Source organism: Viridibacillus sp. NPDC093762, from assembly GCF_050279675.1.
Taxonomy (GTDB): domain Bacteria; phylum Bacillota; class Bacilli; order Bacillales_A; family Planococcaceae; genus Viridibacillus.
In genome coordinates, this window is the sequence record NZ_JBNNUK010000009.1 from 113,313 (window position 1) to 125,762 (window position 12,450).

The 12,450-nt window shown below is 35.5% G+C and carries 12 protein-coding genes; 10 read left to right on the plus strand and 2 right to left on the minus strand.

Annotated elements, in window-relative coordinates; all coding sequences use genetic code 11:
• The first annotated feature begins 9 nt into the window (after positions 1-9).
• From ACQKM9_RS12910 to ACQKM9_RS12945, 8 genes are all read left to right on the plus strand, one after another.
• The gene (locus ACQKM9_RS12910; protein WP_427734751.1) at positions 10-231 is read left to right on the plus strand and encodes a YozE family protein; all 222 of its coding nucleotides are present in this window, start codon (positions 10-12) and stop codon (positions 229-231) included.
• A gap of 170 nt (positions 232-401) precedes the next feature.
• Positions 402-1,106 carry a purine-nucleoside phosphorylase gene (gene deoD / locus ACQKM9_RS12915; protein ID WP_427734752.1) on the plus strand — a complete coding sequence of 235 codons (705 nt, stop codon included), beginning with the start codon at positions 402-404 and terminating at the stop codon, positions 1,104-1,106.
• 280 nt (positions 1,107-1,386) lie between these two features.
• Positions 1,387-2,133 (plus strand): AraC family transcriptional regulator, encoded by a 747-nt coding sequence (locus ACQKM9_RS12920; RefSeq protein ID WP_427734754.1) that lies wholly within the window; start codon positions 1,387-1,389, stop codon positions 2,131-2,133.
• Between the two features lie 110 nt (positions 2,134-2,243).
• Positions 2,244-3,125, plus strand: a complete 882-nt coding sequence (locus ACQKM9_RS12925; protein ID WP_427734756.1) for a DMT family transporter — start codon at positions 2,244-2,246, stop codon at positions 3,123-3,125.
• Positions 3,126-3,390: 265 nt separating this feature from the next.
• Positions 3,391-4,899 (plus strand): S41 family peptidase, encoded by a 1,509-nt coding sequence (locus ACQKM9_RS12930; RefSeq protein ID WP_427734757.1) that lies wholly within the window; start codon positions 3,391-3,393, stop codon positions 4,897-4,899.
• Positions 4,900-4,999: 100 nt separating this feature from the next.
• Positions 5,000-5,893, plus strand: a complete 894-nt coding sequence (locus ACQKM9_RS12935; protein WP_427734758.1) for a CobW family GTP-binding protein — start codon at positions 5,000-5,002, stop codon at positions 5,891-5,893.
• 199 nt (positions 5,894-6,092) lie between these two features.
• Positions 6,093-6,827, plus strand: a complete 735-nt coding sequence (locus ACQKM9_RS12940; protein WP_427734759.1) for a CAP domain-containing protein — start codon at positions 6,093-6,095, stop codon at positions 6,825-6,827.
• Between the two features lie 26 nt (positions 6,828-6,853).
• Positions 6,854-7,207, plus strand: coding sequence for a hypothetical protein (locus ACQKM9_RS12945; RefSeq protein ID WP_427734760.1), 354 nt, complete (start codon positions 6,854-6,856; stop codon positions 7,205-7,207).
• Positions 7,208-7,392: 185 nt separating this feature from the next.
• Here the strand turns inward: ACQKM9_RS12945 and ACQKM9_RS12950 are convergent, their stop codons facing one another.
• Positions 7,393-8,766, minus strand: coding sequence for an MATE family efflux transporter (locus ACQKM9_RS12950; protein WP_427734761.1), 1,374 nt, complete (start codon positions 8,764-8,766; stop codon positions 7,393-7,395).
• A gap of 123 nt (positions 8,767-8,889) precedes the next feature.
• On the opposite strand from ACQKM9_RS12950, the gene ACQKM9_RS12955 reads away from it, so the two are divergent.
• Positions 8,890-9,966: an undecaprenyldiphospho-muramoylpentapeptide beta-N-acetylglucosaminyltransferase gene (locus tag ACQKM9_RS12955; protein WP_427734762.1), complete on the plus strand. Its 1,077-nt coding sequence runs from the start codon at positions 8,890-8,892 to the stop codon at positions 9,964-9,966.
• Between the two features lie 613 nt (positions 9,967-10,579).
• Here the strand turns inward: ACQKM9_RS12955 and ACQKM9_RS12960 are convergent.
• Positions 10,580-11,128 (minus strand): GNAT family N-acetyltransferase, encoded by a 549-nt coding sequence (locus tag ACQKM9_RS12960; RefSeq protein WP_427734764.1) that lies wholly within the window; start codon positions 11,126-11,128, stop codon positions 10,580-10,582.
• A gap of 350 nt (positions 11,129-11,478) precedes the next feature.
• On the opposite strand from ACQKM9_RS12960, the gene dapF reads away from it, so the two are divergent.
• A complete protein-coding gene (dapF, locus tag ACQKM9_RS12965; protein WP_427734765.1) occupies positions 11,479-12,447 on the plus strand; it encodes a diaminopimelate epimerase in 969 nt (322 codons plus the stop codon).
• Positions 12,448-12,450 lie beyond the last annotated feature (3 nt).

The window sequence follows — 12,450 nt, forward strand, 5'->3', positions numbered from 1 at the left end:
GAGATATTTATGAATCAATCGTTCTATAGTTTTGTACAAACATTTCGTGGTGGTGGAAAACATGATGAGAAGTCTATGTTTGCAGATGCGGCTTTTCACGATCATAGCTTTCCTAAACAATCAACAGATTTTCATATACTTTCGAGATATATCGAAGAAAAAGTAGATGAAGAAATGAGTGCGCGCGTTTTTGATGAACTTTGGTATTTATATGAGTTAAAATACAACTAAAATAAGAATAATTAAACAAAAGTTGGACAAATTGATAAATGTAATTATTTCAAAGGATATGTTAGATAATATTTGTCAGAGGTCAGACTTTCTTGGTACAATACTTGTAGCATCATAGCCAAATTATAGAAATATGATGAATAACAATACTATTGAAAAGAGTGATACTAATGAGTGTTCATATTAATGCAAAACAAGGCGATATCGCAGACATCGTACTTCTTCCTGGCGATCCACTTCGTGCAAAGTACATTGCTGAAACTTATTTAGAAGATGTTACATGCTACAATGAAGTACGTAATATGCTTGGATATACAGGTACATACAAAGGTAAACGTGTATCGGTACAAGGTACTGGTATGGGTGTACCTTCAATCTCTATTTATGTAAACGAATTAATGCAAGAATACGGTGTTCAAAAGTTAATCCGTGTAGGTACTTGTGGAGCAATTCAAAAAGATGTTAAAGTTCGTGACGTCATTATTGCTCAAAGTGCTTCTACTGATTCTAAAATGAATGAAATCATTTTCAATGGTTTAGATTTTGCATCAACAGCTGATTTTGATTTACTTTTAAAAGCATATAATGCTGGGAAAGAAGCAGGCCTAAATTTAAAAGTGGGTAACATCTTTACTGCTGATATGTTCTATAGTGAAGAAAATCAAAATGAAAAGTTAGCTCGTTACGGTGTTTTAGCAGTTGAGATGGAATCTGCTGCGCTTTACACTTTAGCAGCTAAATATGGCCGTCAAGCACTTTCTATCCTAACAGTAAGTGACCATATCATTACAGGTGAAGTAACAACTTCTGAAGAACGTCAATTAACATTTAATGACATGATGATTGTTGCATTAGAAGCAGCTATTCAAGACTAGTCAATATATAAATCGTTCTAATAACATACAAAAAAAGCAAGTGATCTTAAAATGACCATTAAAGAAATGGCATTGAAACGGTCGCTTGCTTTTTTCTATTTATATCAGTAAATTGAACATAAGTATGTATAGGTAAATGACCATATGATAAATTGATAGTCTTTTTGTTTACTATGCACAATTCTCAATGTTATCTCAATTTAAATAATATTAATTTTGAGTATTAATCATATTATAAGAATATTCTTAATTGAAAAAATGTAAATTGGAGGAATTGCTATTGAATCTGATTAGAGAAATTGTAGCAGAGCGAAGAACTTATACTTCAATTCAAGAAAAGCATTCTCATCGTTATGCACAGTTAATCCTCCCTCTTCAAGGAAAACTTTCTATAAAAACAGAGTCGAAAAAGCTTTTACTGGATTCTGAAACAATATTTTTTCTTCCTCCTAAATGTCATCATACATTTCATTCAGTTGAACGTAATGAATTTTTAGTATTAGATATCCCTCTTTTTATGCTTAATGAGAGGCAATTACAAAATAGGGAATTAACCTATGAGCTGAATAATCAATGGAAAGGGATTCGATATCTTTTACTAAATGAACTTGAACAACATTCACGGAATGGATCTGCTGTTAAAGAGTTGTATCCTTATATTTCTAGATGTTTAATACAAGAACAACAAGCAAAATCCATTACATATATCCATGAACATTATAATGAAAATATCTCTGTGCATGACCTTTCCTCTCTTGAACATTACAACCGTTCATATTATTCTGAATGGTTTCTAAAAGAAACTGGAAAAACACCTTCGGCATATATACAAGACGTACGATTGAAAAAAGCTAAAGAATTATTAAGAGATACAGAATTACCTATATTACATATCGCTATTCAAGTTGGTCTAGAACATCAATCCTCCTTTACGCGATTATTCCAAAAAAATGAGGGGATAACACCGAGTCAGTATCGAAAAAATCAGAGACAAAAAGATAGTGAACGTTCAATATACGACATCTAGTTAAAAAAATCTGACATTTAGAAAAAATCGCTCATCAAATGTATGTAAAACTTAGTTATGGTCTTGATTTAAGCTCATTTCAAAGATTATTTGTTTAAAGGAGCGAGAAGATGAAAACAGCAGTGGGTTTATTTTTCACACTTTTATGGTCGTCTGCAGCGATAGCTACAAAATTTGGTTTATATTCTACAACCCCAATGTTACTGGCAACCAGTCGATTTTTAATCGCAGGTATATTACTACTTCTTTTTGTTTATTTAATTAGCAATAAGTATCCTTGGCCAAAGAAACAGGAATGGAAACCCTTAGTTGTTTTAGGGCTATTGAATACTACAATTTATTTAGGTGCATCCTTCTGGGCGTTAAATTATGTATCTGCAGGTTTGTTTAATTTGTTTGTTACTACTAATCCTTTTATCGTGGCTTTTCTGTCTTACATTTGGCTAAAAAGAACAGTTTCTTTACAAGAATGGATAGGGATGATTGTTGCTGCTGTTGGTTTATTAATAGCCATTTGGCCATCAATCTCACACAGTGAAGTAAAAGGAAGCGGCTTTCTTATTTTAGGGGTGGGTATGATATCAATGGCAATTGGGAGTGTTTATTTTAAAAAAGCTAATTTAAACCTACCGAATATTGTTATTAATACTTGGCAAGTGCTTATAGGGGGAGTAGTATTAATTCCTATAACTTTTATGCTAGAAAAAGATACATACTTTTTGGAATTGGATTATTATTTAGTCGGATCGTTAATATGGTTAGTGTTAGTAGTATCAATTGCTACAATGTTGCTATGGTTTTACTTGTTGAAGCAGGATGCAGTTAGGGCAAATAATTGGTTATTTATGACACCGATTTTTGGCTATGTACTGGCTGCCATCTTTCTAAATGAAACTATTACATCTTATGATATTATTGCAACTGTATTAGTACTATCAGGCTTATTACTTTCGGGTAATATTGCAATCAAATCTATTAATAGATTTAATTAGCATGTGAAAAGACCACCTTTTGAAGGTGGTCTTTTCATTTATTGTCCTGTAAGAAGTATATTGCAAGTACTTAACCAATTTTGAACAGGATCTTTAAATCCAAATGTACCTTTTAAATTCAATGTATAATTCAAATACGTTAAATGAGATAATACAAATAGTGATATTTCAACCTCTATGAAGGGGCTTGATTGACGTTGATAGAGCCGTACTATATTATGGTATTAGTGTTTAAAACACTTGAAGATTGAAAGTGGTGAAATGAATGGACGAGAACAAAGTGGAACCAGAAAAAAACGAACAACCAAATGATGGACAAGAAAAATTAGAAGTTGTAAAGCCCGCAGGCAAATACATACGTATTAAACCTTTTGCGTTAATCATGATGGTAATTGTTTTAATATTATCTACTTCTGGTTTAACAATCTTTGCGCTAACATTTGGAGAGAAAAAAGTTGTTGAAGTTCGTACGCCGACTCATACAGAATTCCAAAAACTATTTAACGCATTTGATGAATTAAAAGCAAACTATTACAAAGACATTGATACAGAAGAAGCAGTAAACGGTGCAATCAACGGTATGATTGAGGCACTTGGAGATCCTTATTCAGATTATATGAACGTTGAGGAAGCTTCCAATTTCAATGAAAGTATCTCTTCAAGCTTCCAAGGTATTGGGGCTGAAATTCAAGAGCAAAGTGGCAATATCGTAGTTGTTTCACCAATTAAAAACTCTCCGGCTGAAAAAGCAGGGATTTTACCAAACGATATCATAGCTACAGTTGATGGTAAAAGTATTTCAGGGATGACATCATCTGAAGCTGTATTATTAATTCGTGGTGAAAAAGGATCATCTGTAACACTTGAAATTGTTCGTGGTGATAGTGAGAAAAAAGTTAAGATGAAAATTGTTCGTGACGATATTCCAATTGAAACAGTTTATAGTGAAATGTTAAGCGGGAAAGTTGCACATATACAAATTACAACCTTCTCTAATAACACATATAAAGAACTATTAACAGCACTTGATGACATGGAAGCTAAAGGAATGAAATCTCTTATAGTTGATGTGCGTCAAAATCCAGGTGGTTTACTTGATTCGGCTGTTAATATCGCTAGTTTATTTGTTAAAACAGGGGAACCTGTTATGCAAATAGAGGACAAAACTGGTAAAAAAGAAGTAATTGAAGCACAAGGTGGACGTAAAGTAAAAGTACCAGTGTCATTATTAATCGATGGTGGTAGTGCATCTGCTTCTGAAATTTTAGCTGGTGCTCTTAGTGAATCAGCTAATATCCCATTAATTGGTGAGAAGTCATTTGGTAAAGGAACAGTTCAAACTGCTAGTAGCTTAAAAGATGGTTCAAACTTGAAATTTACAACAGCTAAGTGGTTAACACCTGAAGGTAACTGGATTCATGAAAAAGGTATTAAACCAACTGTTAAAGTAGATTATCCTTCTTATGCCTCATTACCGTATCTAGATCCTGAAAAAGTTATGAAAGAGGGTTCTTTATCAGATCAGGTGAAGGCTGCTGAGAAAATGTTGAAAGCAGTAGGTTACTCACCAGGTAAAGTTGATGGGCTATTTGATGCTTCAACAAAAGCTGCTGTAATGGCATTCCAAAAAGACCAAAAACTAAAAGAAACTGGCGTTTTAAAAGGCCAATCAACATACGCATTAATGGAAGAGCTTCGTCTAAAAATTAAAAAAGACGACCCACAGTTATTAAAAGCTAAGCAATTAATGAAAAAAGAGAGCAGTTCAAAATAATAAAAATTACATTTAGTGATAAAAAGAAAATGTATGAAGAGCTGACCGTCTTAGGAGGTCAGCTTTTTCATGCGTTTATATAGAAGAAAGGATGATTTACATGGTTGATGTATATCTATTTAGTGGATTTTTAGGAAGCGGTAAAACATCTATGATGACAGATGTAATCCGTCAATTGAAAGAACAAAATATTAAACCAGCAATTATTATGAATGAACTAGGCAAATTAAATTTCGATTCACAAGCAGTGGAAGAGGATGTTCCATTAAAAGAAATGCTAAATGGCTGTATATGTTGCTCAGGATCAGAAAAAACAGAAGCTCAAATACAAACATTATTAGCTGAATCAGAGTTTGATGTACTCATTATTGAAACAACAGGGGCAGCACATCCGGTGGAGGCATTAGATGCTGTATATTCTCCTCTTTTTGCCGATCAATTGAATATTAAAGGGATCGTTACAGTAGCAGATAGTAAACGCTGGCTAGAACGTGATCAATTATCCCCTCAGGTACGATCGCTGTTTTTAGAACAAATCCGACATGCGCATCTTATACTAGCCAATAAATCGGATTTACTAACTGAAGAAGAACGAGCAAAAGTAACGTTTGAGATTCAATCTTTAAATCCTCATGCGCAATTATTACAAACAACTAATGGTCGAGTACCTTTAAAGTATCTACAAAGCCTACATGCAACAGCTCGCCCAACTAACATTGAATCAGCGCCAATAAGTCATATGCATTTAAGTTCTCGCTTAGTGACATTCACTGAACCACTAGAACAAGAAGTTTTTGAAGAGTGGCTTCGAACAATTCCTTCAACTATTTATCGTATGAAGGGTTATGTTCCTATTAAAGGAATGAAAAATCCAATGCTCTTTCAATATGCATATGGTTTAACTCAATGGATGCCTGAATATATGCAGATGCCTCCTAATATCGTTATCATTGGTGAAAATGTGAATGAACTCGAGGTTGTTGGTACTTTGTAACATAACTAGCCATTTTTTTGGGTGTCAACCCAATCCTCCTAGTAATTAAAAGATAGATTGCTAAATTTGCACAATTTCATAGCCAATTCGTGATTGAAATTAAGGCGTCTTTATTCTTAATTGGACAAAGTAGCAATAATTGGACGCTTTGTTACAAAAATCCCGCGTTACGATATTTGCAGACAAGGAGGAATAAAACATGAAAAAATGGTTATTACCAATGAGTCTCGTTATGCTTATGGGCGTACAGGCGGGAACGGCGGAAGCTTCAGCTTCTACAAACTCATCCGACACAGTGAAGCAAACGCAAACAACATACAAAGGGGCTAAGCCTTGTAAGGTAACTTATAAGTTTAATAGCAATGCAAATAGATACACTTATAAGTATAATTGCAATACAAGTAAACCATCAGGTGGCAATGCTTCGAAACCAGAGAACAAACCATCAAATGGTAACTCAAATAATTCGGGCAACAGTTCGTCAAATGGCAACACAGGTAATTCGGGCAACAGTTCGTCAAATGGAAATACAGGTAACTCTACAACATCAACTGTAGATCAATTCGAACAAAAAGTTATTGAGTTAACTAATGTTGAGCGTCAAAAAGCTGGACTAGCTGCTCTTAAATCAGATAAAGCTTTGATGGGTGCAGCACGCGAGAAATCACTTGATATGCAAAAAAATAAATATTTCTCACATACAAGTCCTACATTTGGTTCACCATTTGACCGTATGAAAGCACTTGGTATTCAATACAGTGCTGCTGGAGAAAATATTGCAATGGGTCAAAAAACACCAGAAGAAGTTGTAAAAGGTTGGATGAACTCACCAGGTCATCGTGCTAATATTATGAGCACATCATTTACTCATATTGGTGTAGGTTATGCTGCTAATGGTAACTACTGGACACAACAATTTATTAAAGCAAAATAATCATATAATAAATACCAGCTCTCATATTGAGTGCTGGTATTTTTGTTTTAAATGCAGAGTCTGCTAAAACACCTATATATGACTTTCTTGACATCTATTATCGAAACTCTCAAAATCCAATAACATTAAAGATTGCGTTAACGGATGGCTCTGTTAAGCAATATATAGATATCAAACAACATTTACCTAGTGATGCAGGTGAGTATTATCAACGCTTCATCGAAAGTTTTGAAAGAAATACAATCTTGCCGAAAGTTACGCTTAAAAGAACAGCTTCCTTGCATTCCGACAAGGGAAAAGGCTTAGTGTTAGCTTATATAAAGAGAGATAAAGAAAATGGTATTCCTGTAGCTGAAGGTCTTGTACTTTTTAAAGATTAAGTATTTACAGGGACAACACTTGATGTAAAAGAATCATTACTACTAGTATTATTAACTAAAGGTAAGGCGACTAATGCAAAGATATCTTATTTGTGGAAGAATGGAGATAAGAAGTCACCTGTTTCAATTACAAGAGCAGAGATATTAGAGTAGTAATAATTTTACACGAATAAAAAACGCCTCTATTAAGCAATAGAGGCGTTTTCTAGTGACTCTTTTTTCGCTTTCCGTTGAACAATAATAAGACGGAAGCTCAAGGTAATGGCACCAGCTGTAAGACCACTAATAAGACCAATCCAGTATCCGAAAGGCCCTAAATCTGTATAATTAGCAATAACATAGCCAAGAGGTAATCCAATTACCCAATAGGATATCATTGCCATTATGAAAGTAATCGTTACGTCCTTATATCCACGTAATGCGCCTTGAACCGGTGCTTGTATGGCATCAGACAATTGAAAGAAAGCCGCATAGATTAAAAACTGTGTTGCTAGAGCGAGTACTTGTGGATCCGTTGAATATACACCAGCTATTTGTTCTCTGAAAATGATTAAAATAGTTGCAGAAATAAAACTGAAAATAACGGCAGTTACTACTGATATATAGCTATAAATACGTGCATCTTTGAATCGTTTAGCACCAACTTCAAAGCCTACTAAAATAGTTGCACCCATTGCTATACTCAAAGGCATCATATAGGTAAGACTTGCAAAGTTCATCGCAATTTGATGGGCACCAATAACAGCAGTGCTATAGTTACTCATCATTATTGCAACAACTGAGAAAATACTTGTTTCAGCAAAAATAGATAAGCCAATAGGTACCCCGATTTTGCAAATCTCGAGCCATTTTGTAAAGTGGATTTTTGGCCAACTGACATACAATTTAAAGTTTTTAAATGGTTGACCCTTCATTGTAATGACAATAGCCACTACACAAATAATCCAATAAGTTACGGCTGAAGCCACCCCAGAGCCTACTCCGCCAAGCTCAGGGAAGCCAAATTTACCAAATATTAATAAGTAGTTAAAGAAAATGTTGACAGGTGTAGCTAGTAAAGTGATGAACATCGATATTCTAGTTTTTCCAAGTGCATCGATGAAACAGCGTAGTACGCTATAAACGAATAGTGGAATTAAGCCAAAACTCATAGCAATCAAATAATCATGTGCAACGCGTTGTACTTCAGGTTCTAAAGTCATCGCATTTAATAGGGGATTTATGCACGCCATTAATAGTCCAAAAATAATTATTGCTAATACAATTGCAACATAAAAACCTTGTTGAACTGAAAATGTCGCTTCTTTCTGCCTTTTTGCACCGACAAATTGTGCTACAATAGGTGTTATGGATAAAAGAATTCCAGATAAACCTGTATAAACAGGCAACCAAATCGAAGAACCAATGGAAACACCTGCTAAGTCAGCAGTGCTATATTTACTTGACATTAAGACATCGAAAAACGACATTAAGTATAAAGCAATTTGGGTGATTAAAATCGGAAACACAATTTTCAGCATGACTGTCCATTTCGCGCTTATCGTAGTTGTTTCATGCATGTAGTTCGCCTCCAAGTATAAATTGACATCTTTTCTATTGTGATTTCGTATAGTAAAATAAGTAGCTGTTCTAGTAAATCCAAAGCAGTTCATACATTGTTCTAGCAGAATAGGAGAATAATAATGACGAACCAAACAATAATATTAACTGGTGGGGGTACAGCTGGCCACGTTTCACTCAATCAGGCTATAATACCATCTTTCCTTAAAAAGGGCTATGAGGTACACTATATTGGCTCAAAAGAGGGCATTGAAAAAGAAATTATCGGCCAGGCATTCCCTGACCTCCAATATCATGCAATTTCAAGCGGTAAATTAAGACGTTATTTCTCAATGAAAAATTTTACAGACCCGTTCAGAGTCTTAGCAGGTGTTGCACAAGCCTTAACGATTATTCGTAAATTAAAACCTGTAGCGATTTTTTCTAAAGGCGGCTTTGTATCGGTACCTGTTGTTATGGCAGCAAAAATGGCTGGTGTTCCAGTTATTGCGCATGAATCTGATGTTACACCAGGTCTTGCCAATAAACTATCATTACCATTTGCTTCACATATTTTCACTGTATTTAAACAAACACTTAAGCATTTACCAGCTGAAAAAGCCTCTTGCACTGGGTCAATTATTCGCCCGGCTTTATTTGAAGGACGAAAAGCAACCGGCTTAGCATTATGTGGATTTAAAGAAAGAAAAGAAGTAATCCTAATTATGGGTGGTAGCCAAGGGTCTAAATTTATAAACGATGCAGTACGCGCTAATATTGTGCAACTATTAGAAAATCACAATGTTATTCACCTTTGCGGTAAAGGGCATATAGATGAAGCTTTAGTGAATATGCCTGGCTATAAGCAGTTTGAATATGTAACGACAGAATTGCCAGACCTATTACACGCCTCAGATCTAATCGTATCAAGAGCGGGTTCAAACTCTATTTTTGAGTTTTTAGCTTTAGAAAAACCAATGTTACTTATTCCGTTATCTTTACAAAAATCACGTGGCGATCAAATTCTGAACGCTAAGCTATTTTTTGAACAAGGTTTAGCTGAAGTTTTACAAGAAGATGATTTAACGAATAAAACATTTATGGATGCAATACTTAGCCTAAAGCAACATAAAGAAGGTTTAATCAAGCAAATGCGAGAAACGGAGTCTCCCAAAACACCGGATGAAATGGTAGAGTTGATATTAAATTATACAAAATAACAAAAGTATCCTCAACTGAGGTAGCTTTATATGAGGGACATTAACTTATAAATTAAGTTAATGTCTTTTTTGTAGTTTTAATAGGAGAATTGTAGATTCCATATTAATTGGTCTATTTAAGTGAAAAAAAGAAGCCTTCACTTTTGTGAAGGCTTCTTATATTGAGAGTACCATTTTGTGATTGGAAGTGCGATGGGCCTATAGGATGTTGTGAATTTAGGTTGCTTCCTTAAGTGGGATATCCAGCTTCAGGCGCTAGTTGTTCGGGTCGTTTCAGTCGGGCGCTCAAAGTCAAAGATAGAATTTGGCTTCCATCTTCCAACGACCTCACAGCTTAACGAGCGCCATCAGCGCTTAAGATATCCAGCTTCAGCGGCCAGCCTCTCGAGGTCACTTCAGTCTCTCGGTCAAAAGCTGAAGTGATGCTTTTGATTCGAGCCTTCCAGTGCTTGTCGAGGCTAAATGGGCCGCTTCAGCATTTAGTTAGATATCCAGCTTCAGCGGCCAGCCTCTCGAGGTCATTTCAGTCTCTCGGTCAAAAGCTGAAGTGATGCTTTTGATTCGAGCCTTCCAGTGCTTGTCGAGGCTAAACGGGCCGCTTCAGCATTTAAGTTTACATCGCTTGTTCTTCTTCTTCTTTGTTCTGACTAGCTGTATATAAATAAAAGAAGTCTTTTTGGATTTTCATTAGTTCGAAGTGCTTGTCACCTTGGTTGATTTGCTCGTATAGGGATGGGTGGCTTTCTTTAGCGTCCATTATATAGCCAATTTTTTCGGCAGCACGAAGGGATTTAGTGTTTTCAGTGCGAATGCGCAAGAAAACGGTATGGAACTCTAGTTCAAAGAACAGTTCGTGCAAGAAGAGTTCTTTTGCTTTCTGGTTGTATCCCTTGCCTTGGTGTGGGGTACCGATCCAAGTGCCTAAAAAGCCAGCGCCGTCTTGCACATCATAGACGGTAATTGTGCCGATGGGTTGTCCCCAGTCATCGGTTATCGTACGAGAAACGGCTTTACCGTTCTCCTCGTCTTCCATTAGTTGGTTAGTCAAAAACCAGTACTCATCGGCACTATTAGCTTTCTGACGCACAAAAGGGAAGACAGATGGGTGTTTTAGTAACTCATAAAGATCGTTACATTCGTGTAATTCACGTCGCTTAATCAAGCGAAACGCCTCCTTTACGGGGGTGAACTTCCAAATGAATGGCAGGTCCTAGCCCCCTCGAAATTTTTCATATAATGTTGCATAAAAAATTTCGGGGTGGGAATCGAACCCACTAGAACCAGCATGACTACTGGTGGCGCACCATTTGCCTTCCCTATTGACTCTATAAAAAATAGGAATCATTTTATGAAATTATTTTGCAATTTAACTATACTAAGTTTTACCTGATTTGCAAAGAAAAAAACATGGAAAAATAAATTTGTAATATTTACTAGCATTAAATGGAACATATACAGTTGTATGCTTGACAAAATAGAATTATGATATATAGAGGATACGGGGGGTTGTATATGTTAATGCAGTTACATAAAGTTCACGGTTCAGGCAATACATTTTACATATTTGAAACAAATGATGAAAAAAGTATGGATTGGACTAAACTTGGCATTTGGCTATGTCAAAAAGACAATCTTGGGGGAGCAGATGGCCTACTGCTTGTCGCTCCATCTAAAATAGGACTTGCTAAAATGCGTGTCATTAATGCAGACGGATCAGAGGCATCTATGTGTGGCAATGGTTTACGTTGCGTCGCTCGTTATATTTGTGAAAAATATAACGTTTCAGAGGCGTTAATTGAAACAATGAAAGCTGTCTTAAAGGTACAAAAAGAAGCATCAATTTTCGGTGGCATTCCAACATATTCTGTTGAAATTGCACCAGTATCTTTTGACCTAGATTCTTTACCAATGCTTTACAAAAACAAACAACAAATTCGCAATGATATAATTGAGGAATTTGCTGATGATATTCCATTTACAGCTGTTTCAGTTCCAAACCCACATTTAATTGGTATTGTACAGTCAGATAAAATATCCAATACACATCATCAAGAAAGATTATCTAGTAAATTAAATGGAGATAATGAATATTGTCCAGACGGCGTAAATGTGAGCTATGTGTATCCGATGGATGAGGACTCAATTTACGTCCGTACATATGAGCGTGGAGTAGGCTTTACTAACGCATGCGGCACGGCGATGACAGCATCTGCATTAGTTTCTTCAATAGAGAGAGTAGTTTCAGCTAGTAAAGTAACAGTATATAACCCTGGTGGCTTTGTTCAATGTCATGTGTTACATAATGAAGGGGATTACGTTTTAAAACTGATTGGTAATGCAACATTTGTAGCTGAATTAGAGTTGAACACCGAAAACGAATGGTTGTGGCAATCTGTTAAGGAAACAGATGAACAAAAAGCTTATGAATCTCTAATTAATTATGCAGAGACTAAAACAGCATCTATTTATTTAACTCCTTGAAGA

What these genes read in the sequence shown, in the direction of transcription:
- ACQKM9_RS12930 (WP_427734757.1), top strand. Translation starts at nt 3,391, where the DNA reads ATGGACGAGAACAAAGTGGAACCAGAAAAAAACGAACAACCAAATGAT.
- ACQKM9_RS12910 (WP_427734751.1), top strand. Translation starts at nt 10, where the DNA reads ATGAATCAATCGTTCTATAGTTTTGTACAAACATTTCGTGGTGGTGGA.
- ACQKM9_RS12925 (WP_427734756.1), top strand. Translation starts at nt 2,244, where the DNA reads ATGAAAACAGCAGTGGGTTTATTTTTCACACTTTTATGGTCGTCTGCA.
- deoD (WP_427734752.1), top strand. Translation starts at nt 402, where the DNA reads ATGAGTGTTCATATTAATGCAAAACAAGGCGATATCGCAGACATCGTA.
- ACQKM9_RS12950 (WP_427734761.1), bottom strand. Translation starts at nt 8,766, where the DNA reads ATGCATGAAACAACTACGATAAGCGCGAAATGGACAGTCATGCTGAAA.
- ACQKM9_RS12935 (WP_427734758.1), top strand. Translation starts at nt 5,000, where the DNA reads ATGGTTGATGTATATCTATTTAGTGGATTTTTAGGAAGCGGTAAAACA.
- ACQKM9_RS12955 (WP_427734762.1), top strand. Translation starts at nt 8,890, where the DNA reads ATGACGAACCAAACAATAATATTAACTGGTGGGGGTACAGCTGGCCAC.
- dapF (WP_427734765.1), top strand. Translation starts at nt 11,479, where the DNA reads ATGTTAATGCAGTTACATAAAGTTCACGGTTCAGGCAATACATTTTAC.
- ACQKM9_RS12940 (WP_427734759.1), top strand. Translation starts at nt 6,093, where the DNA reads ATGAAAAAATGGTTATTACCAATGAGTCTCGTTATGCTTATGGGCGTA.